The organism is Lelliottia sp. 489, assembly GCF_050435885.1.
In the GTDB taxonomy this organism is placed as follows: domain Bacteria; phylum Pseudomonadota; class Gammaproteobacteria; order Enterobacterales; family Enterobacteriaceae; genus Enterobacter; species Enterobacter nimipressuralis.
Genome location: NZ_JBNDLC010000002.1, coordinates 642,908 through 665,434, shown reverse-complemented (window position 1 = coordinate 665,434; position 22,527 = coordinate 642,908). Strand labels below are relative to the sequence as shown.

15 protein-coding genes and 1 tRNA gene are annotated in these 22,527 nt (G+C 51.7%); 11 read left to right on the top strand and 5 right to left on the bottom strand.

Annotated elements, in window-relative coordinates:
• Nucleotides 1-69 precede the first annotated feature (69 nt).
• Nucleotides 70-648, top strand: a complete 579-nt coding sequence (gene lpcA / locus ABIE11_RS11125) for a D-sedoheptulose 7-phosphate isomerase (protein WP_100777514.1) — start codon at nt 70-72, stop codon at nt 646-648.
• Nucleotides 649-694: 46 nt separating this feature from the next.
• Nucleotides 695-1,462: a class II glutamine amidotransferase gene (locus ABIE11_RS11120; protein WP_100777513.1), complete on the top strand. Its 768-nt coding sequence runs from the start codon at nt 695-697 to the stop codon at nt 1,460-1,462.
• Here ABIE11_RS11120 and dpaA read toward each other — a convergent pair.
• Nucleotides 1,433-2,173 (bottom strand): peptidoglycan meso-diaminopimelic acid protein amidase, encoded by a 741-nt coding sequence (gene dpaA / locus ABIE11_RS11115; protein WP_100777512.1) that lies wholly within the window; start codon nt 2,171-2,173, stop codon nt 1,433-1,435. The genes ABIE11_RS11120 and dpaA overlap by 30 nt on opposite strands.
• A 276-nt stretch (nt 2,174-2,449) precedes the next feature.
• On the opposite strand from dpaA, the gene dinB reads away from it, so the two are divergent.
• A complete protein-coding gene (gene dinB / locus ABIE11_RS11110; protein ID WP_102104390.1) occupies nt 2,450-3,508 on the top strand; it encodes a DNA polymerase IV in 1,059 nt (352 codons plus the stop codon).
• Nucleotides 3,509-3,620: 112 nt separating this feature from the next.
• Here dinB and pepD read toward each other — a convergent pair whose 3' ends face one another.
• Complete coding sequence (gene pepD, locus ABIE11_RS11105) at nt 3,621-5,078, bottom strand: cytosol nonspecific dipeptidase (RefSeq protein WP_100777510.1); 1,458 nt, start codon at nt 5,076-5,078, stop codon at nt 3,621-3,623.
• A gap of 260 nt (nt 5,079-5,338) precedes the next feature.
• On the opposite strand from pepD, the gene gpt reads away from it, so the two are divergent.
• The 3 genes from gpt to crl all read left to right on the top strand — a co-directional run bounded on the left by gpt (nt 5,339) and on the right by crl (nt 7,609).
• The gene (gene gpt / locus ABIE11_RS11100; protein ID WP_047174674.1) at nt 5,339-5,797 is read left to right on the top strand and encodes a xanthine phosphoribosyltransferase; all 459 of its coding nucleotides are present in this window, start codon (nt 5,339-5,341) and stop codon (nt 5,795-5,797) included.
• Nucleotides 5,798-5,905: 108 nt separating this feature from the next.
• Nucleotides 5,906-7,150 (top strand): esterase FrsA, encoded by a 1,245-nt coding sequence (gene frsA, locus ABIE11_RS11095; protein ID WP_100777509.1) that lies wholly within the window; start codon nt 5,906-5,908, stop codon nt 7,148-7,150.
• A 57-nt stretch (nt 7,151-7,207) separates the two neighbouring features.
• Nucleotides 7,208-7,609, top strand: a complete 402-nt coding sequence (gene crl, locus ABIE11_RS11090; protein ID WP_100777508.1) for a sigma factor-binding protein Crl — start codon at nt 7,208-7,210, stop codon at nt 7,607-7,609.
• A gap of 76 nt (nt 7,610-7,685) precedes the next feature.
• On the opposite strand, the gene phoE is transcribed toward crl, so the two are convergent.
• Complete coding sequence (gene phoE, locus ABIE11_RS11085) at nt 7,686-8,738, bottom strand: phosphoporin PhoE (RefSeq protein ID WP_100777507.1); 1,053 nt, start codon at nt 8,736-8,738, stop codon at nt 7,686-7,688.
• Between the two features lie 306 nt (nt 8,739-9,044).
• Here phoE and proB point away from each other — a divergent pair, with 306 nt between their 5' ends.
• The 3 genes from proB (at nt 9,045) to ABIE11_RS11070 (ending at nt 11,599) form a co-directional block, all read left to right on the top strand.
• Nucleotides 9,045-10,148 carry a glutamate 5-kinase gene (gene proB / locus ABIE11_RS11080; protein ID WP_100777506.1) on the top strand — a complete coding sequence of 368 codons (1,104 nt, stop codon included), beginning with the start codon at nt 9,045-9,047 and terminating at the stop codon, nt 10,146-10,148.
• Between the two features lie 10 nt (nt 10,149-10,158).
• Nucleotides 10,159-11,412 carry a glutamate-5-semialdehyde dehydrogenase gene (proA, locus tag ABIE11_RS11075; RefSeq protein WP_231276396.1) on the top strand — a complete coding sequence of 418 codons (1,254 nt, stop codon included), beginning with the start codon at nt 10,159-10,161 and terminating at the stop codon, nt 11,410-11,412.
• Nucleotides 11,413-11,523: 111 nt separating this feature from the next.
• A tRNA-Thr gene (locus ABIE11_RS11070) sits at nt 11,524-11,599 on the top strand.
• A gap of 621 nt (nt 11,600-12,220) precedes the next feature.
• Here the strand turns inward: ABIE11_RS11070 and ABIE11_RS11065 are convergent.
• Nucleotides 12,221-12,631, bottom strand: a complete 411-nt coding sequence (locus ABIE11_RS11065) for a hypothetical protein (RefSeq protein WP_429184506.1) — start codon at nt 12,629-12,631, stop codon at nt 12,221-12,223.
• 56 nt (nt 12,632-12,687) lie between these two features.
• The gene (locus ABIE11_RS11060; RefSeq protein WP_429184505.1) at nt 12,688-13,488 is read right to left on the bottom strand and encodes a winged helix-turn-helix domain-containing protein; all 801 of its coding nucleotides are present in this window, start codon (nt 13,486-13,488) and stop codon (nt 12,688-12,690) included.
• Nucleotides 13,489-14,065: 577 nt separating this feature from the next.
• Here ABIE11_RS11060 and ABIE11_RS11055 point away from each other — a divergent pair.
• Entirely contained in the window at nt 14,066-14,509 is a 444-nt protein-coding gene (locus ABIE11_RS11055; RefSeq protein WP_429184504.1) for a winged helix-turn-helix domain-containing protein, read from the top strand.
• A gap of 65 nt (nt 14,510-14,574) precedes the next feature.
• Nucleotides 14,575-22,494 carry an autotransporter outer membrane beta-barrel domain-containing protein gene (locus ABIE11_RS11050; RefSeq protein ID WP_429184503.1) on the top strand — a complete coding sequence of 2,640 codons (7,920 nt, stop codon included), beginning with the start codon at nt 14,575-14,577 and terminating at the stop codon, nt 22,492-22,494.
• Nucleotides 22,495-22,527: the final 33 nt, after the last annotated feature.

Sequence of the window (22,527 nt, the reverse complement as noted above, 5' to 3'; positions counted from 1 at the left end):
AGCTTCTCGCTTTTCTCGCGATCCGGTACACTCCCTGTGTTATTTCATCAATACTGAAGGATTATCCTCATGTACCAGGATCTTATTCGTAACGAACTGAACGAAGCGGCGGAAACGCTGGCCAACTTTCTGAAAGATGAAGCCAATATTCACGCGATTCAGCGCGCGGCGGTTCTGCTGGCAGACAGTTTCAAAGCTGGCGGCAAAGTGCTCTCCTGCGGTAACGGCGGTTCACATTGCGATGCGATGCACTTCGCTGAAGAGCTGACCGGTCGCTACCGTGAAAACCGTCCGGGCTACCCGGCGATCGCGATTTCTGACGTTAGCCACATCTCCTGCGTGGGTAACGACTTCGGTTACGATCATATTTTCTCGCGCTACGTTGAAGCGGTAGGGCGTGAAGGCGATGTGCTGCTGGGGATCTCCACGTCTGGTAATTCCGGCAACGTCATCAAAGCCATTGACGCTGCGCGTGAGAAGGGGATGAAAGTCATCACTCTGACCGGCAAAGATGGCGGTAAAATGGCGGGCTCGTCGGATATCGAAATCCGCGTGCCGCATTTTGGTTATGCTGACCGTATTCAGGAAATTCACATCAAAGTGATTCATATCCTGATCCAGCTGATCGAAAAAGAGATGGTTAAGTAAGACTTCGCTGGGGGCACTCTTGCCCCCGCTGTTGTGGAGGTGATGTATGTGCGAATTGCTCGGGATGAGCGCCAATGTGCCAACCGATATCTGCTTTAGTTTCACCGGGCTGGTGCAGCGCGGTGGAGGAACCGGGCCGCATAAAGACGGCTGGGGCATTACCTTCTACGAAGGCAAAGGCTGTCGCACGTTCAAAGATCCGCAACCCAGCTTCAACTCTCCCATCGCCCGACTGGTCCAGGATTATCCGATAAAATCCTGCTCGGTCATTGCCCATATTCGTCAGGCGAATCGGGGCGAAGTGGCGCTGGAAAATACCCATCCGTTTACCCGTGAACTGTGGGGCCGCAACTGGACTTACGCCCATAACGGGCAACTGACCGGCTATAAATCGCTGGAGACGGGCAATTTCCGTCCGGTGGGTGAAACCGACAGTGAGAAAGCGTTTTGCTGGTTACTACACAAGCTGACAGAGCGCTATCCGCGCACGCCGGGAAATATGGAAGCAGTGTTTAAATACATCGGCACGCTGGCCTGTGAGCTGCGTGAGAAAGGTGTGTTTAACATGCTGCTGTCAGATGGGCGCTATGTGATGGCGTTCTGCTCGACCAATCTTTTCTGGATCACGCGTCGCGCGCCGTTTGGCGTGGCAAAACTGCTGGATCAGGATGTGGAAATTGATTTTCAAACCGAGACCACACCCAACGATGTGGTCACGGTGATTGCCACTCAGCCCCTGACGGGCAATGAAACCTGGCAAAAGATTATGCCAGGCGAGTGGGCACTATTTTGTCTCGGGAACCGTGTAGTTTGACGCCAGCTGCGGGTGGACGACTTCATGACTCAGCGGTTTGCTGACAATGTATCGACCATCCGCGACCGAGACGGTCGGTGGCTTGTGCGTCTGCTGGAAGTAGTCGTAACCCGGTTTCAGCTGTTTCCAGAAATCCGCGTAGGTCGAATACTTATGGCGCTGCATGTTGGCATCGGTCATGCGGAACGGATAAATGCTCACCTGCACGCCCGCCTGGCCGAAGACTAACGCGCCGGTCACAAACTGGAAAATCTCATCAATACCGCTGTCCGTCATGGCGTAGCAGCCGATAGACACGCAGGCACCGTGAATCATCAGGTATTTACCTTCGTAACCATGGGCACGATCATAGGCGTTCGGGAAGCCGATATTGATGGCTTTATAGAAGCGGCTGTCGGGTTTGAGCTGATTGCGCTGAACGGTATAAAACCCTTCAGGACTTTTGAAATCACCCTGACGTTGTTTCGGACCTAATCCGCCGGAATAGTTACAGATTTTGTAGCTATCAAGCAGTTGATATGTCTCGCCCATTTTGACAAATAGATCGAGCGTGCGTTCTTCCTTGAAGATCTGAATATAAACCGGTGATCCCATTAATTGTTGTTTATATTCTTTGCTGACCGGTGTGGTTGAACTGTTGCTGCCAAGCAGCCCTGCGAACGAGACACACGGGATCAGAAGCATCGCAATGAACAATGCGATTTTACGCATACTACAAGTTCCTTGATAAAGCCAAACCAACTTGCCAGGACGGCAAAAGAGACCCGAAATCAGAATTTTCTGGATTAGGAGCGCTCACATTAGCATCGCTGCATTTTTTCGCAAGAGTGAACTAATGAGTTTACAAATTAGTTGGCATTTATAACTTATCAGGCCGCGTTTGAAACCAGGAACTTTGCGTAATTGTGGAGGATGTGAAGACGCTGATACTTTTCAATTCTGAATTTTTCACTGTATACTTATCCAGTAAAAGGGTGAGGGTTAAGTATGCGCAAAATAATCCATGTCGATATGGACTGCTTTTTTGCCGCCGTAGAGATGCGTGATAATCCGGCGCTGCGGGATGTCCCCATCGCCATTGGCGGCAGCCGCGTTAAGCGTGGTGTGATCAGCACTGCCAACTATCCGGCGCGCAAATTTGGCGTGCGTAGCGCCATGCCCACGGCGATGGCGCTCAAACTCTGTCCTCATCTCATTCTGTTGCCCGGCCGCTTCGATGCTTACAAAGAAGCCTCGGCCCATATCCGGGAAATCTTCTCCCGCTACACGTCGCTCATCGAACCCCTTTCTCTCGACGAAGCCTATCTCGACGTCACGGACAGTCTGCACTGCCACGGCTCCGCTACGCTGATGGCGCAGGAGATCCGCCAGACCATTTTTAAAGAGCTGAATTTAACGGCCTCCGCCGGGATTGCGCCGGTCAAATTCCTCGCCAAAATCGCCTCGGATCTGAATAAACCGGACGGGCAATATGTCATCACGCCTGATGAGGTCCCGGCCTTTTTGAAAACTCTGCCGCTGGGCAAAATCCCTGGCGTCGGTAAAGTCTCGGCCGCAAAGCTGGAAACGCTGGGTCTGCGCACCTGCGAAGACGTGCAGAACAGCGATCTGGCGATGCTGCTTAAACGCTTTGGCAAATTTGGCCGGGTGCTGTGGGAGCGTAGTCAGGGAATTGATGAGCGCAGCATTAACAGCGAGCGGCTGCGTAAATCGGTGGGAGTGGAGCGCACCCTTGCGGAAGATATCCACGAGTGGAGTGACTGCGAAACCATTATTAACGAGCAGCTCTATCCCGAGCTGGAGCGGCGTCTGGCGAAGGTGAAACCCGATCTGCTGATTGCCCGGCAGGGGGTGAAACTCAAGTTTAACGACTTCCAGCAAACAACCCAGGAGCATGTCTGGCCGCGACTCAATAAAGACGACCTGATCGCAACGGCGAAGAAAGCCTGGCAGGAGCGCCGTGGGGGAAGGGGAGTGAGGCTGGTGGGTTTACACGTCACGCTGCTGGACCCGCAGCTGGAGCGACAGCTGGTGCTGGGGTTATAGAACGTATAAAAAAGCCCGGTAGCGCTTCGCTTACCGGGCCTATGTCTACATATCGCTATGGCACGTATTCTGCTGGCCCGACAACGCACTGCCGCCGGGCACGTACAGCGTCTTACTTAGCCGGAATCGCTTTCAGCAGTTCTGTCAGCAGCGTCCAGTAGTGGCCCACGCTTTCGATATGCACCTGCTCGTCCGGAGAGTGTGGCCCGGTAATGGTCGGCCCAATGGAGACCATATCCATATCCGGATACGGTTTCTTGAACAGACCGCACTCCAGACCCGCGTGGATCACCTGAATGTTCGGCGTGCTGTTGAACAGACGCTGATAGGTTTCACGCACCAGCGCCATGACCGGAGAGGTCGCATCTGGCTGCCAGCCTGGGTAGCTGCCCTTGGCGGAAGTTTTCGCACCAGAGAGTTTGCCCAGTGATTCCAGCATGCTCACGACATACTCTTTACCGCTGTCGATAAGAGAACGGATCAGGCAGATGATTTCCGCGCTGTCGTCGCTCATGGTGACAACGCCGACGTTCAGGGAGGTTTCCACCACGCCTTTCGCCACGTCAGAGTTGCGGATCACGCCGTTTGGCGTGGCGTTCAGCAGCTGCACAAAGCGGTCGCGTGACTCGGTCGTCAGCGCGGCTTTATCGCTGGATACGGCTTCCAGAACCACGGTCAGGTTTTTTTCTTTGACTGACAGTTCGTTTTTCAGGATATCCAGGTAGACGTTCGCCAGGTTTTTCAGCTCGTCGGCTTTGTTTGCTGCAACGGCAACGGTGGCGAAGGCTTCGCGAGGAATCGCGTTACGCAGGGTACCACCGTTGAAGTCCACCAGACGCAGATCCAGCTCAGCCGCGTGACCGGCCAGGAAGCGCGCCAGCAGTTTGTTGGCATTGCCCAGACCTAAATGGATATCGCCGCCCGAGTGACCGCCTTTCAGCCCTTTCAGCGTCAGCTTGAAGGTCTGGAAGCCAGCCGGAACCGCTTCACGGGTCAGAGGCAGGGTAGAGATGAAATCAATCCCCCCCGCGCAACCCATGTAGATCTCACCCTCTTCTTCAGAGTCGGTGTTGATCAGGATATCTGCCTGCAGCCAGTTGGCCTGCAGACCAAAAGCACCGTCCATACCCGCTTCTTCGGTCATGGTCAGCAGCACTTCCAGCGGGCCGTGCTCAACGCGATCGTCAGCCAGCACCGCCAGCGCGGAGGCCATACCGATGCCGTTATCTGCGCCCAGCGTGGTGCCGCGTGCTTTAACCCATTCGCCGTCGATGTACGGCTGAATCGGATCTTTCGTGAAGTCGTGGTCGGTATCGTTGTTTTTCTGCGGCACCATATCCAGGTGCGCCTGCAGCACAACCGGTTTGCGGTTTTCCATGCCTGCGGTGGCCGCTTTACGAATCAGAATATTGCCAACCTGGTCACGCTCTGCGTGCAGGCCTTTTTCCTTCGCCCAGCCCATAATATGTTCGGCAAGCTGTTCTTCATGATAGGAAGGGTGAGGAATGGAACAGATTTTGGCAAAAATATCCCACAGCGGCTGTGGCGATAATTGAGACAGTTCAGACACGATAAGTCTCCTTGTCGTGGCGCTGCAAACAAGCTTGCAGGTCACAGGGTTAGCAGAGTGATAGTCAGCACAAGTCGGGCTTGCGAGATGAGGTTGAGAATACCACTTTCTCCGTTCGCTGCTAGCATTAAGCACGTAAAAACTCCGCCCCGCGCCGCTAAACACTGGTTTTTAGTGCGTCAGATCTCTATAATCTCGCGCAACCTATTTCCCCCTCGAACACTTTTTAAGCCGTATATAAACAGGCTGGGACACTTCACATGAGCGAAAAATACGTCGTCACCTGGGACATGTTGCAGATTCACGCGCGCAAACTAGCTGCACGCCTGATGCCTTCTGAACAGTGGAAAGGCATTATTGCCGTGAGCCGTGGCGGTCTGGTACCGGGCGCATTGCTGGCTCGTGAACTGGGTATTCGCCATGTCGATACCGTCTGCATCTCCAGCTATGACCACGATAACCAGCGCGAGCTGACCGTGCTGAAACGCGCTGAAGGCGACGGCGAAGGCTTTATCGTCATCGACGATCTGGTCGATACCGGCGGCACTGCCGTTGCGATCCGTGAAATGTATCCAAAAGCGCATTTCGTCACCATCTTCGCCAAACCAGCTGGTCGTCCGCTGGTCAACGACTATGTTATCGACATCCCGCAGGATACCTGGATTGAACAGCCGTGGGATATGGGCGTGGTCTTCGTACCGCCGATTTCTGGCCGTTAATTGCAGAACGAAATTATTTTTAACGCCCGGTGATGCCGGGCGTTGTTTTTTTTAGCCTCCAGCGCGTTACAATGCCTCTATGTGACGTAATCATGGAGGCAGCGCGCAATGACCCAGGCGAATCTTAGCGAAACCCTGTTCAAACCTCGTTTCAAACACCCGGAAACGTCGACTCTTGTTCGTCGCTTCAACCCTGGCACTCAGCCTGCTGTGCAGTCCGCTCTGGACGGCAAAAACGTGCCGCATTGGTATCGCATGATTAACCGTCTGATGTGGATCTGGCGCGGCATTGATGCCCGTGAAATTCTCGACGTCCAGGCGCGCATCGTCATGAGCGAGGCCGACCGCACCGACAGCGATCTCTACGATACGGTCGTCGGCTATCGCGGTGGTAACTGGATTTACGAATGGGCGACGCAGGCGATGCTCTGGCAGCAAAAGGCTAACCAGGAGCAGGACCAGACCCTCAGCGGAAAGCACTGGCTCCACGCCGCCAACCTTTACAGCATCGCCGCCTATCCGCATCTGAAGGGCGACGATCTGGCGGAACAGGCGCAGGCGCTGGCAAACCGTGCGTATGAAGAAGCGGCCCAGCGTTTGCCGTGCAACGTGCGTGAACTGGAGTTCACCATTCCCGGCGGTGCGCCGGTCACCGGCTTTTTGCACATGCCGCCTGGCGACGGCCCGTTCCCGACGGTGATGATGTGCGGCGGGCTGGACTCCCTGCAGATTGATTATTTCAGTCTGTTTGAGCGCTACTTTGCACCAAAAGGGATCGCGATGCTGACGCTCGATATGCCGTCGATCGGGTTTTCCTCGAAGTGGAAGCTGACGCAGGACTCCAGCTTATTGCACCAGCATGCGTTAAAAGCGCTCGAAAATATTCCCTGGGTGGACCACACCCGCGTGGCGGCATTTGGCTTCCGGTTTGGTGCCAACGTCGCGGTACGCCTGGCTTATCTGGAATCGTCGCGCCTGAAAGCGGTGGCCTGTCTTGGGCCGGTGGTTCATGCGCTGCTCAGCGATCCCACCCGTCAGGGGAGCGTGCCGGAGATGTATTTAGACGTGCTGGCGAGCCGCCTTGGCATGCATGATGCATCAGACGAAGCGCTGCGTGTGGAACTGAACCGTTATTCATTAAAGACCCAGGGCCTGCTTGGACGCCGCTGTCCGACGCCAATGCTGTCAGGTTTCTGGAAAAACGATCCTTTCAGCCCGGAAGAAGAGTCGCGTTTAATCACCTCGTCATCTTCCGATGGCAAGCTGCTCGAGATTCCCTTCAGTCCGGTGTATCAGAATTTTGACAAAGCATTGAACGAGATTACACGCTGGATCACCAAGAGATTGTGTTAAGAGATTGCTAAATTTTGACGGTTTGGTAAAACAGTGGCTTCACAAAAGGAGATCGCAATGACGTTACCGAGTGGACACCCGAAAAGTAGACTGATTAAGAAGTTCATGGCTCTTGGCCCGTATATTCGAGAAGAGCAGTGTGAAGAGAATCGCTTTTTTTTCGACTGCCTGGCTGTTTGCGTCAACGTGAAGCCTGCACCCGAAAAACGGGAGTTCTGGGGCTGGTGGATGGAAATGAACGCGGAAGAGAAGCGTTTTACGTATAGCTATCACTTTGGCCTGTTTAACAAAGATGGCCACTGGGAAGCGACAACTATCAAGGATCAGGAAGTGATCGACCGTCTGGAGCTAACGCTGCGTGGATTCCACGACCGAGCGCGCGATCTGCTGGCGACCTTAGATTTAAAGCTCGAACCGGCTGATAATTTTACTAACCAGCAGGTCAAACTCTCCGCTTAACGCCTTACCTGCAAAAAAGCGACAGACAATAAAAACCCGGCTGCTCTCGCGCCGGGTTTTTTTTCATTCATTGATATCAGAACTGGTAGGTCATACCCAGAGCGACGATATCATCGCTGCTCACGCCCAGTTTATTATCGTCATCAATCTGGTTGATTTTATAATCAACAAACGCAGACATGTTTTTGTTGAAATAATAGGTCGCGCCGACGTCGATATATTTCACCAGATCTTCATCGCCGATGCCTTCAATATCCTTGCCTTTCGACTGGACATAGCCCAGGGACGGACGAAGACCGAAATCGAACTGATATTGTGCGACAACTTCGAAATTCTGCGCTTTATTCGCGAAACCACCGGAAATTGGCGTCATATTACGGGTTTCAGAATACATCGCCGCCAGGTAGATATCATTGGCGTCATATTTCAGACCGGTTGCCCAGGCTTCGGCTTTTTCGCCTTCACCGCGTGCCAGCAGGTTCTGCGCGTTGGTACGGTCAGAGTTGGTGTACGCACCGCTGACGGCGAAATCGCTGCCACCGAAATCATAGGTCAACGAGGTGCCGAAGCCGTCGCCGTTCTGTTTTTTCGCATCACGGCCTTCGTTTTTGCCCTGATACTGCAGGGTCATGTCCAGGCCATCAATCACGCCGAAGAAGTCGGTGTTACGGTAGGTGGCGAGGCCGGTGGCACGTTTGGTCATGAAGTTATCGGTCTGTGCCGAAGAGTCGCCGCCGAATTCCGGGAACATATCAGTCCAGGCTTCCACATCATACAGCGCGCCAAGGTTACGACCATAGTCGAAGGAGCCGATATCTTTCAGTTTCAGACCGGCAAAGGCCAGACGGGTTTTCTGCGTGGAATCACTCTCGGCTTTGTTGCCGGAGAATTCTGCTTCCCAGCGACCGTAACCGGTCAGCTGATCGTTAATTTGTGTTTCACCTTTAAAGCCGAAACGGACATACGTCTGGTCGCCGTCTTTGGTATCATCATCACTCAGGTAGTGCATTGCTTTTACTTTGCCGTACACGTCCAGTTTATTTCCGTTCTTATTATAAACTTCAGCTGCGTGTACAGATGCGGAAGCCACAACGCCCATTACCACTAATGCCAGAGTGCTCTTTTTCATTTTCAATCCTGATGTTTTATAAAACGCGCTAATATTCGCTGAGCAATAAGATTCAGCTTATTACCCCGTGAAAAACAGGAAGGGTTTTATCGTCTGCGGGTGAACGTTTTATGACAAAGTAAGAATATGTTTAAAAAAGTCAGTTTTAATTTTTCAGTCATACAACTGTCAAAATCTGCCGCTACGCTTCCTGATCCCGCGCAACAAATCCGCGAGCTTTGTGCACCAGCAGTTGGCAACGGCGCTGAGTCCTGTTAAAACGTCTGATTGACATCATTTTCCCTTATTGTTGAATGGCAGAGAATCATGAGTGACAGCCAGACGCTGGTGGTAAAACTCGGTACCAGTGTTTTAACAGGCGGATCGCGCCGCCTTAATCGCGCCCACATTGTTGAACTTGTCCGCCAGTGCGCACAGCTTCATGCCGCAGGTCATCGTATTGTGATTGTCACGTCAGGGGCGATTGCCGCCGGGCGTGAACATCTGGGCTACCCCGAACTCCCCGCCACCATCGCCTCTAAGCAGCTGCTGGCCGCGGTCGGGCAAAGCCGACTGATTCAACTGTGGGAACAGCTGTTCTCTATTTATGGTATTCACGTCGGGCAGATGCTGCTGACCCGCGCGGACATGGAAGATCGTGAACGCTTCCTGAACGCGCGAGACACCCTGCGTGCGCTGCTGGATAACAACATCGTTCCGGTGATTAACGAGAACGATGCGGTGGCAACCGCTGAAATCAAAGTCGGCGATAACGATAATCTCTCTGCGCTGGCGGCGATTCTCGCCGGGGCAGACAAGCTGCTGCTGCTCACGGATCAGCAGGGGCTGTTTACTGCCGACCCGCGCAATAACCCGCAGGCGCAGCTGATTAAAGACGTTTACGGCATTGATGACGCGCTGCGCGCCATTGCCGGAGACAGCGTTTCCGGGCTGGGCACCGGCGGAATGGGCACCAAGCTACAGGCCGCCGACGTGGCCTGCCGCGCGGGTATCGATACCATCATCGCAGCGGGCAGCCGTCCGGGTGTGATTGGCGACGTGATGGAAGGAATCTCCGTCGGCACCCGTTTCCACGCGCAGGCTTCTCCGCTGGAAAACCGCAAACGCTGGATTTTTGGCGCACCGCCAGCCGGTGAAATTACCGTCGATGAAGGGGCGACCGCCGCGATTCTGGAAAGAGGCAGCTCATTGCTTCCAAAAGGAATTAAAAGCGTGACAGGTAACTTCTCCCGTGGTGAAGTGATTCGTATCTGTAATCTTGAAGGTCGCGATATTGCCCACGGCGTCAGCCGCTACAACAGCGACGCGCTGCGCCGCATTGCCGGGCATCACTCACAGCAAATCGACGCCATCCTGGGCTATGAATACGGCCCGGTTGCTGTGCATCGTGACGATATGATCATTCGCTAAGGAGCCAATCATGCTGGAACAAATGGGCGCCGCTGCCAAAGCCGCCTCTTACAAACTGGCGCTCCTTTCCAGCCGCGAGAAAAACCGCGTTCTGGAAAAAATCGCTGATTATCTGGAAGCACAGTCTCAGCAGATCCTGCTCGCCAACGAACAGGATTTGGCCGACGCGCGTAACAATGGCCTAAGCGAGGCAATGCTCGACCGCCTGGCTCTGACGCCCGCACGTCTTAAAAGCATCGCGGATGACGTGCGCCAGGTCTGCAACCTCGCCGATCCGGTGGGGCAGGTGATCGACGGCGGGCTGCTCGACAGCGGCCTGCGCATCGAGCGTCGCCGCGTCCCACTCGGTGTGATCGGCGTGATTTATGAAGCGCGCCCGAACGTGACCGTCGACGTCGCCTCCCTGTGCCTGAAAACCGGTAACGCCGCCATTCTGCGCGGGGGCAAAGAGACGTGGCGAACCAACGCGGCCACCGTTAACGTCATCCAGCAGGCGCTGGAAGAGTGCGGCCTGCCAGCCGGTGCGGTACAGGCTATCGAAAGCCCGGATCGTGCGCTGGTGAATGAAATGCTGCGCATGGATAAATACATCGACATGCTGATCCCACGCGGTGGCGCGGGCCTGCACAAGCTGTGCCGCGAACAGTCGACCATTCCGGTGATCACCGGCGGGATTGGCGTGTGTCATATCGTGGTGGATGACAGCGCAGAGATCGCGCCTGCGCTGAAGATTATCGTCAACGCCAAAACCCAGCGCCCGAGTACCTGCAACACCGTTGAAACGCTGCTGGTGCATCAGGGTATCGCGCAGACGTTCTTACCTGCGCTGAGCAAGCAGATGGCCGAGAGCGGCGTGACGCTGCATGCAGATGAGAATGCGCTGGCGTTGTTGAAAGATGGCCCAGCGAAAGTGGAAGTGGTCAAAGCAGAGCAGTATGACGACGAATATCTGTCGCTGGATCTGAATGTGAAAGTGGTCGCCGATTTGGACGATGCTATCGCCCACATTCGCACCCACGGCACGCAGCACTCTGACGCGATTCTGACCCGCACCCTGCGCAACGCCGATCGTTTTATCAATGAAGTGGATTCTTCTGCGGTCTACGTGAATGCCTCAACGCGCTTCACCGACGGCGGCCAGTTTGGACTTGGCGCAGAGGTGGCGGTGAGCACGCAAAAACTCCACGCCCGTGGCCCGATGGGCCTGGAAGCGCTGACCACCTACAAGTGGATCGGCTTCGGCGATGATACGATTCGTGCGTAAATAAACGTGGGTGATGCAAAATTAGGCTTTTGATTCGCAAGGCTATTGACGCATCACCCCGTTAGTTTTAACCTTTTGCCCCGTGGTTACACTCGTAACCGGCCTCTCAGGGCCGATATAGCTCAGTTGGTAGAGCAGCGCATTCGTAATGCGAAGGTCGTAGGTTCGACTCCTATTATCGGCACCATTTCAAACTCTCTCCAGTTCTATCTTAATTAACCCAAATTCCATTGATTGCGGTTTATTGCCCATATGTTCTTCCCTGTTATTAACTGGACTCAACCGGAATCAAGTCACAGTTGGGGGCATAAGTGGGGGCATTCTTTAGAAGACAAAGAAGGTTCGCCAGCACAGCTGATGCCCTATTAAATCCTTCTTTATGAAATAGTTGTATCAAGAAATCATCACCTTCTGACGCTTACGACGGTCACATTGTGTATTCTTCACTGCTAATATCACTTCTAAATAAAAAATAAATAGCAAAATAATCGATAGTGAGATTATCGGATGGCCGTTCCAGTGAGGTTCAAATATCACGGGTATATTTTTTTTCGGTAGAGTACCACGGTGAGGGAAGAAGCGAAGCGCACTTTTATGGTGGTGAATGAAGGGTTGCGGGAAAGGGTGAGAACACAATATATAGACAAAATTGTAGCTCACGGTATACCACATTCTGAGTTTCTGGGCCGCAGGCCCAGTGAAAATGAAAGAAGATCCGAACTATCTTTTTCGAATTTCGGGAGAAGAAGAGAGGGATTATTTTTAAACATGCAGTTATCCCATTAAACAGTTACCCTGAATGCAACAATCACCGGCGAGGGATTGTTTTACACAGTAGCAGGGGAGTACCGTTTTGCTGGATCAAATAACTCCCGTCGTTCTGCTGGCGGAACTGGTAGACATAATCCACATTCTCACTGGTGACGGAAAAAGGAAGCAGATGACGGAAATCATCATTCATATCATCCCCCCGGAAGGAGGTTGTGTTGCCGGTAAAGCGGACGTGATAGTCCTCGCCCGTAGCCTGATACACAAGACCGGAGACCAGTTTTACCGGCACCTGCACGCCTGCAGGCGAAATGTAGTCACCGACGATCTGCACGCTACCTTTTTCCCGGTACAGATACAGCGTCACCGTGGCATGCAGGTGGCTGTTATTGACCTGGCTGTCAAACGACGACAGGCAGTGGATCACGCTCCCGGCGGCTTTATTTTTCATCGCCAACAGGTGATGGACCGAATAAATGAATATCAGCAGACTGACAGCGCACCCTGCTATTCTGATAATCGTAGATAGCCGGAGCTGCATATCCTATCTGCCTTATTTTTACTGTCACAGGAGAGATAAAACACTCTCAGGGTATTATGGTAGAACGACATATATCTCAGCGGAGAGCCGCTGCAGCCGGATGTTAAACCCGGAAAAGTATTCAGAAGCTTTTCACTCTCCGCGCGGGAAAGGGTCTGCCGTTTATTGAGATAAATCTCGCACCCGGCATATTTCCTGGAAAAATCATAGTCCGCAGTAAAATCATCATGACGTGCCGTTCCGTAATGAAAGTCGGTAAAAATAAAAATCATTGCCGAAAAAAGAATTAACAGCAAAGGGGCCAGGGTGACAGCCCGGAACAACGGAGGAGAAATAGTTCGCCTGAACAATATATTATCACCGCCGCCATTATGTGTTTCAGACTGATGTTCATGCGGAACCGAAGCAGTATTATCAGAGGTGTCACCGGCCATCACCGTCAGATTTTCATTAAAGCGGAACCCCTGCCTGGGTACGGTGATAATGAAATCATCATGAGTTTCTGCCACTTTCCGTAAGGCTTTGCGGGCCAGTAGGATATTCTGGTACAGGGTATTAGGGGATACGTCTTTATAAGCCTCACCCCAGCCGCCTTTATACAGTTCTGCATGGGTGACGATATTACCATGAGCAGCCAGCAGCATCTCAAGGCAACGCGCACAGGGCTCATTCAGTATTTCCACGAGGTCCGGATGAGCCAGACTGACGAGTGCGTTCTGCCTGCTATGAAAGACTACCCTGCCATCGATCAAAAACGTTGTATTCATGACTACCTGCTGAATTCCTGTCCGTCAAGATCTTAGTCCTCACCTGCCCAAGGTGCCACAAAATACTTAAGGTACCTTAACTGACCTGAAGTGCTAATGATAATAATGGCTTTTAATTCAATGAATTAATCACCGTTGTGCCTGAAGGAAATTCTTAACCGACTTAATTGAACTGTTGATCCCTTTACCCGACCGCAGCAGGCGTTAATATCCGTTCAGACAGAAAAATCCTGGTCAATGGCGGAAGAGCGGTTTCATCATGCGGGAGCGATTACGGTATGAAGGAGCAAAAAAACCTCTAACATGGGAATAATAAGCATAAAACACTTCATTAATTAATTGGTCTTTTTGAAATATTTCAAGGATATAAATTTATCCTTTTTAGAGTATTACTCTTATGTTTGTGGTGTTTTTGGTGTTATTTGCTACTGATTAGATTGTATGCCGCCAAAGGTTTTTAGCTTATGAATTTGTTTGATATTAAGTTTCAGATGAAATTAATATGCTGACATGATTCCAACAGAGCGCGAGCAGCTATTGCAGAAATGCAGAGCCGGAATATGGGGGATATTTATCCATGAGAAAATTTGGTTATATTCTGGGAGATGATCGTAATGGTGTGATGGTTCTGCGGGAAAACCGGGTTCTTATCCCCCTCAAAAGCCAGAATGTAAATCAGAAGCATATTTATCTGAGACAGACGATGTTCCGGTTACTGGAATTTCTGCTTGAAAGAGGCAAGTCCGGTCTTCTGCGTGATGAAGTCATAATGAGAGCCGTGTGGGAGGCATATGGGCTGAAATCCTCAGGGCCACGGTTATGGCAGGTAATAAACGAATTAAAGAAAAGGCTTGTTGGTCTTGGTGTGGATGCGGATTTTATTATGCGTGTGGAGGGGCGAGGATATATGGTGAACACCACAGGTTATGAGCCTGTCTATATACGTGCCTCATACGATCGCTTGAATCGATTTATATTCACCCGTCAACAGGCTACCGATATGGTTAAGTCAGTAAAATAACTGGCGACCTTTACTGTAATAACGCTACTTAGAAACTAATTACGCCCAGGGCGTAAGGACCTTATATGAACGCAATTTATAAAGTGATATTTAACAGAGCGACCGGACAGCCTGCCGTTGTTTCAGAGCTAGGTAAAGGTAAAATCAAAAGTTCTACTTGCAAATCTGTTAAGACGGCCATTCTCCTGGCAGTGGCCGGAGTGTCTTTTTCTGCTTTTGCCAGTAACTGTGATAATAGTTCATCGCAGTGCCAGCTTGATAACATTTGGTCTTATTCCAACAATAATAATTATGGTGGTTCTATTTCCATAAGTGATGGGAATACATGGGTCGTTACTGGTGTCACTGACTGGGACAAATCAGGTTCATCTTATATTACATTGAAAAACCTGAAAGATGTTGTTCAGAATGGGTATTCCGTTTCCAAGAATGGTGTTGCCATTACAAAAGTTGAAGAATTAAATGCTGGGCTAAAACTAAGTTTAGCCGGTAAAAATACTGCTATTACTATTATAGATCCAATAACTAATGCTCAGTCAACTATGAGTGTCTATTCTTCTTCCGATATTGGAGAGGAAGATAGCTATAATTTTGGTGCGGGTTATGGTTTTATGAAATCATCTCCGACAACATACGTAAAGACTCAATTTGTAAAGATTGATAATGGTGATGTGCAAATTTCACTTAATGGTAGCAGTTATGCTACGGGTGAGGTAAGAGATAGCCAGTTAGTTTTTGTCGATGGTACAAAAAATTCTGCATCTGCTTCTTGGAATTCGAAGCAAACATTTTTAATGAATGGTACTGTGGACTGGCCTTTAGATGGGAATAATAAATATTACAATGCTGCCGTGACAAATTATAGTGGTACGTTCAAAACTTTTGATGGCACATATGTTACTGTAAATAATCTTAATGATTTAATAAGTTACAATGATTGGTTAGTGAACAAATTAAAAGCGGGTTATACCTTCAATTATGATGATTATTTTAAAGCTGCATATAAAAATACAGTAGAAACCTATAACTATTCTTTATATCCCGCGGGTTATGATAGTACATCTCTTGGTGATGCTGATGGGGCATTTATATATGCAACAGGAGACAATGCCAAAGCAGTGGTATCTAAGTCTGGTTATATTAAGATCAGTTCTGGATCTCTTTTAACATTCAAATATCTTGTGGCTGATAACAATGCCAGTTTAAAAAATGATGGTGTAATCATTGGGTCTGGTCGGTTGGTTGATTTGCAAACAGGTGCCTCTTTTGAAAATAATGGTACATTATCATTAGGTGGTGAAGATTTACAATCGCTTTCTAACGGAATATTTGCTAGCTATCCTGTCTATGCCCATGGTTCTGGCACGACTTTTATTAATAATGGTCTTTATAGTATTAACGCCCGTAGTGGATATGATTCAAAATCCGCTAATGGTGTGGTTTATGGCGCTCATTTCACTTCAGGGGCAAATGGAACTAATAATGGCAGGATTGTTAGTGGATATTGGAATACGAATAAATCAAAAGAAGTTTCTGGCGCAGTTGTCAGTATTCTCGTGGAAAATAATGGCTCATTTATTAATGATTCAGGCGGTGTTATTGCATTAGGAATCAATGAAGATGGTACAACTCCTGATTATTTGGGTACAGAAAGTGCGGCAGTTCGTGCGATTTCTGGTGGGAGCGCAACTAACAACGGACTGATAACTCTTAGTTCATCATCTAATGGTGCTTATGGCTTTATGGCTGATGATGCCAATATTCAGATGGTCAATAACGGTGTAATCGATGTCAACTCAGACGGAGATGGTGGGAAATTTACCCCAAGCCAAAGCATAGGTATATTGACGCAGAATAAAGCATCCGGGACTATCAATAATAGCAATAGCGGTATCATTAACCTCAATGGGGCTAATAATGTCGGTATTAAAGCTATGGGAGGCGGCCAGGCTTCCTCCCAGGGTGTTATAAATGTGAATAAATCGTCAGGTCAGAGTGCCCTGCCAAACTATGGTGTTTGGGTACAGGATGCCGGTTCACAGGTTAATGTTGCCGGAAAGGTTAACCTTAATGGTGATGGGGCGATCGGTGTACACGCCCGCGATGCAGGAACGATAAGTTTGACAAGTAATGCCTCTGTTAATTTCGTCTCAGGCGAAAATCAGATTGGCTATTTCGTCTATGGAACAGGTTCCCAGATTAATAACAACAGCAGCAGCGTACAAGATGTGACGTCGGATAACTCGACCCTGATGCGTCTGGATGGAGGAGCCACTTTTACCGGAAGTGCTACGCCAGGCTCATTGATGGTCGCCTCCGGGGAGGATTCGCGGATTCTAGTGGCGACAGGCACTGGTACTTCTGTAAATACGGGTAGCCTTACACTCGATCTCTCCGGTAAGGGGGCCATAGGCGTACTGGTTGAAGGCGGCGCGACTGGCCTGGTTGATAGCGGAACCTCTCTGCAATTGAATAACGCCAGCGCCATTGCGGCTATCGCTGACGGAGACGGACACGATATTAGCGGTAAATTTACCAGCAATGAAACCAGTACCAGACTGGACTCCTCAGCGAACCTGTCCTCAACAGAAAATCTTGTTACCGGCTACATTGCCCGTAACAGCGCCACGCTGGTTAATTCCGGAAATATTACTTTCACTGGGTCTAATACCAAAGGTGTGGAAGTACTGGACGGCTCCACGGGAACCAACAGTGGCAGCATCACTATTCAGGACGGTAGCCGGGGTCTGGTGGCGAGTTCAACCAACCAGAGGACGACTATTAATAATACAGGAAATCTGACGCTTAAAGGTGGCAGCGATGATAAGGATAAGCGCACCACGGGAATCCAGGCTTCCGGTAACGCCGTTACTGTCAATATGACCGCAGGAACTATCAGGCTCGAAGGTCAGGGGGCTATCGGCGTTGAGGTTACCGACGGTGCCTCTGTGAACCTGGCAGGTACCGCGCTGCCGGTGTTTGCGTCCTCAGCGACTGTCACCAATCAGATCGCATTCCTGATTTCTGGTGCGGGCTCCACGCTTAATGCCCAAACGACCGCCGTGATGGATGCTAACGGCAAGGGTTCCACCCTCTTCAGAATCGAGGATAAAGCCTCCCAGCAGGGTGTACTGTCTTACAACGTGTCCGGTGAAGACGGTCGTGGGATCTGGGCTACAGGGGCTGGAACGCTGGTGAATGCAGCTGCTGGTAGCCATCTGTCCATTCAGGGGGCCGGTGCACAGGGGGTTTATGCTGCCGGTGGTGCCAGCGCAACGTTGTCACAGGGTGTGACCGCGGATCTCACCGGATCCGGGGCTGTAGTCGGCGTTGTTGACGGAAATGAGTACGATCTTGCTGGCATAGTAACCGAAACCAATACCGGCACGACTCTCACAAACGAGGCCGATATTACTTCCGGACTCGCCGGTGCTACGGCATTTATCACGCAGAATCAGGGCATGCTGGTCAACAAAGGCAATATCGATCTGACCACCGGTACCGGCAATACCGGAATAAAAGTCATCAGCGGACAGTTCGAAAATAAGGCTAGTGATATTACCGTCAGCGGCGTCGCTGTGGATGTTGAAGGAGCAAACTCAACCGTGCTCAGCACTGGGGGAAGCATTATCGCCACTGATGGCGAGGCTGCTATCCGCCTGAGCCAGGGGGCATCCCTTGATTTAGTGGGTAGCGGAATGGGCGTGGTTGAAGGCCGGGGCACGGCGCACGGCGTGTTGCTGGATACCGGTGCCGCAGGGCTTGTCGTCAACGGTGCGCGAATTGATGTGAACGCCGTGGGGGCAAGCGGAAACGGGATTGAAAACCGGGCTGAGATTGCCGGTATTCAGCTCAACAATACCACTATTAATGTGCAGGACGGTAAAGGCGTTCGGACATCAGCCACGCTGGCGCAACAGAACAGCGGCACGATTAACGTGGCAGGAAACGGCACGGGACTCGCGTTCATGGCTGCGGACGGCGGCATTACCAATAATAACCTGGATTTATCCAACTCTTCTGGCCTGACCATTAATCTCTTTGCCAAAGGTGGGACCGGTATTCTGGCTAACACGGCAGACGGTGCGATGGTGAAAAGTGCTGTCAACGTGAATGTGACAGCAGCAGACGGTGGGTCCGCACTGGTGGTGAATAATCACGCGAACCAGGTTGAACAGGCCGGTGTTCTGCGCTCTGCATCCACCACTACGGCTGTGGTGGATGCCGCGAAGGTCGGCACTTTTATCAATACCGGTGCCATCATCGCTGCCTCAGACACAGCGCTGGCTATGGCCTTTGATGACGGTGTCGATACCGTCATGCGCAATAGTTCCGGGGGTGTTATCCAGGGGGTTATTGCACTCAATAACGGCAATAACAGTCTCTACCTCGATGACGCCAGTACGCTGACAGGCTCCGCCACTCTGGGGGACGGAAACAATAACGTCAGCCTGACAGGTACGGCCCGTGCGGACAGCATTATTGCCGGTAGCGGTGACAACATCTTTACGGTGAAAGGGAGAGGAGCCGTCTTTAATCTGCTCGATGGTGGTAAAGGCAGCAACGACACCCTGGTGTTCGATGCCGCCGTGCACCGTCTGGCCAGTGCGTCAACGATTCAGAATTTTGAGCGTGTAGCACTGAAAAATAACTCGCTCCTGACCCTCGAGGAAGCGCTTGTTCTTACTGATGATGGAACTGGTGCCGGTGCTGTCGATATAGAGCTCGGTAGTGAGCTGGCAGTGAAGCCAACTCTCGCGGGAGATTTTACCTTTGACCCAAGTCTCACCGGTCAGGGTCTGGTATCGGTCAGTCTTGATTCCTCACAGTCTGATTTTGCCTTCACCGCCAATACCGGGAGTGATTTTGCAGGAACCGTAAAACTCGGAACCAGCCATTACCAGTTAGAAGGTAATAACACCGCGTCTCTGACGAATGCCACATTGGTCGCCGGGAATGGAAGCGTGGTCACTGTCGGTACGGGCGAGCAGCATCTGGGCGGCCTGACCTTTGACGGGGGCATCGTTCAGTTCGGGGCCGTCATGCCGGGCGATATCATTGCGGACAATCACATCATCACGTCTACCGATGGCACGCTTGATCTCGGTGGTAAGGGTACCGTTCAGGTCACGCTGGGCGGGGGCGTCATTAACCATGTTCCTGCCAGCCTCAATAAAAAATCGCTGATGGAGCAGGATGACTCCACTACGTTGGTTCAGCTTGCCGGGGCAGACGGTGCGGTCACAGGAACGGGCGGCCAACTTAACCTGGTGGATGAAGACGGCAACGTTATCAGTGATGTGCAGCAACTGGACATCGTTCAGGACGGTAACACTGTTGCGAAGGGGACCTGGGATTACCAGATGGTAAGTAGTTCCGACGGTATTACAAGCGACGGGCTTTATATCGCCTATGGTCTGAAAGAAGTCGAGCTTATGGGAACGGGCGACAGTGCCTTGAAACTTGCGGTTGGGCCAGAAGCTCAGGGGCTACAGACCGATCTGCGCGTGAAGGTGACCGGCAGCGGCGATCTGACCATAGATACAGGCAGCGCCCAAACCGTGAGCCTGTCGAATGGCGGCAATGACTACACCGGCGTCACCCGTGTGGATAGCGGAACGTTGCGCCTCGATGCAGACAATGCGCTGGGGTTGACGTCAGCTATGAACGTCGCAGCAGGCTCCGTGCTGGATATGAACGGTTCATCCCAGACGGCAGGCGCATTGAATACTGAGGCCGGTAGTCAAGTGATACTTAACGAAGGCAGTCATCTTACGCTCAGCGACGCGCAGCGGGCGGGAGGCATAAATAATGCCGGAACAATTGCGGGTAACACCCTGATGGGGGCGGGTGAGCTGGAGGTCCTTTCCGGTGAACTTCATGTCGATGGCGCGAATACTGGTTATACCGGAGATGTTGCCCTGAATGGCGGCACAAACGTCATTCTTAACGATGTAGAGGGGCTGGGTAACAGTGGAACCGTCACGACGACATCTGCTAACGATACGCTGACGCTGAACGACGGTGTCTCAGGTGCGCTGGCGAAAACGCTGGCAGGAAACGGTGGTGTCGTACTTAAGGACGGTGCAGATATCACTCTGGCAGCAGATAACAGCGGTTTCTCGGGCCTCTTTACGGTGGAGAGTGGAGCAAAACTCACTGCTCAGGGGCCTGGGCAGACCGGTAAGGCCGACATTGAGAACCACGGTAGCCTGGTACTGAACAATGTGGCTGCCTGGACGGTTGAAAACCATATCACCGGTACAGGGGATCTGGTTAAAGATGGCCGGGGTAACGTGACGCTGACTCAGTCTGCAGCGCAGTACACCGGTAATACAAACGTTAATCTCGGCATACTCACCCTGGGTGATGCTGAAAACGCGGTTACGCTGGCTTCATCGGCTGTAAACGTGGCTCGTGGCGCGGTCTTTGGGGGATACGGCAGTACGGCAGGCGATGTTATCAACCAGGGCATTTTTGTGCTGGGAGACTATGGCGTCGTAAATGCTACTCCACTGCAATTCACTGTGGGTGGCAACCTGACCAACAACAGTACGGTGATGATTGGTCAGTCAGGCGGCAGCGCCGGGAACACACTCAATGTGACTGGGGACTATGTTGGTAACAACGGAACCATAAACTTTAATACCGTCCTGGGTGACGACAATTCGGCCACCGATCGAATGGTTGTTAGCGGATCAACCAGCGGCAATACCACCGTCAGCATTACCAATGCGGGCGGAAGTGGCGCTGCCACCCTCAATGGGATTGAGTTAATTACGGTCGGCGGTAAGTCGGACGGGGAATTTACTCAGTCCAGACGTATTGTGGCCGGGGCTTACGATTATGTTCTGACCCGTGGCCAGGGCAGTAAAAGTGGAAACTGGTATCTGGTTAGCGGTGATACAACGCCGGTTGATCCCGTCAACCCGGATCCAGATCCTGAACCAGGGACAGACCCGGATACTGATTCTGGAACAGGTACGGATACCGGCAACCAGACTAAGCCTGGTTGGGTCCGCCCTGAAGCGGGTCTGTATGGTGTAAATATGGCTGCCGCTAACACACTGTTCACACACAGGCTTCACGATCGTCTGGGCGAAACTCACTACGTTGATGCTCTTACAGGCGAGAAAAAGGTCACCAGTATGTGGCTGCGTAACGTCGGTGGTCACACTCGCTCGAAGGACAGCAGTGGACAGCTGAACACCCAGTCGAACCGATATGTGATGCAGATGGGCGGGGACATTGCGCAATGGAGTGACGACGGTGAAAACCGCTATCACCTCGGCGTAATGGCGGGCTATGCAAACCAGAAGAGCAACGCGCGTAACCACGTTAACGGTAACCGGGCAGATGGCAGTATCAGTGGTTACAGTGCTGGCCTGTACGGTACCTGGCTTCAGGATAACGAATCCAAGACCGGTGCCTGGGTAGATACCTGGCTGCTGTACAACTGGTTTGATAATACCGTAAGCGGAAAGTCTGCCGGCAGCGAAAGCTACAAATCGAAAGGTTTCACGGCATCGGTTGAAGGAGGATATACCTGGAAACTGGGTGAACGTGATGAGCGGACGGCTTACTACATTCAGCCTAAAGCCCAGGTTATCTGGATGGGCGTTAAGGCCGACGACATTACTGAAAGTAACGGTACCCGAGTATCTGGTGAAGGGGACGGGAATATTCAGACTCGCTTAGGGGCCCGCGCATTCATCAAAGGACATAGTGCTCTGGACGATGGAAAAGAGCGAACCTTCGAGCCGTTTGTTGAAGCTAACTGGATCCACAACACAGAGACGTTCGGCGCCACCCTGAATGGCGTGCGCGTGAACCAGGCTGGCACCCGTAACGTTGGCGAGCTGAAGGTTGGTGTGGACGGCCAACTGAGTCGAAATGTCAACCTGTGGGGTAACGTTGCTCAACAGGTGGGAGACAAAGGCTACAGCGACAGCAGTGCCATGCTGGGTCTGAAGGTGAGCTTCTAAACATAATCCGGGCAGGCCGCAGGGAAGGCCTGC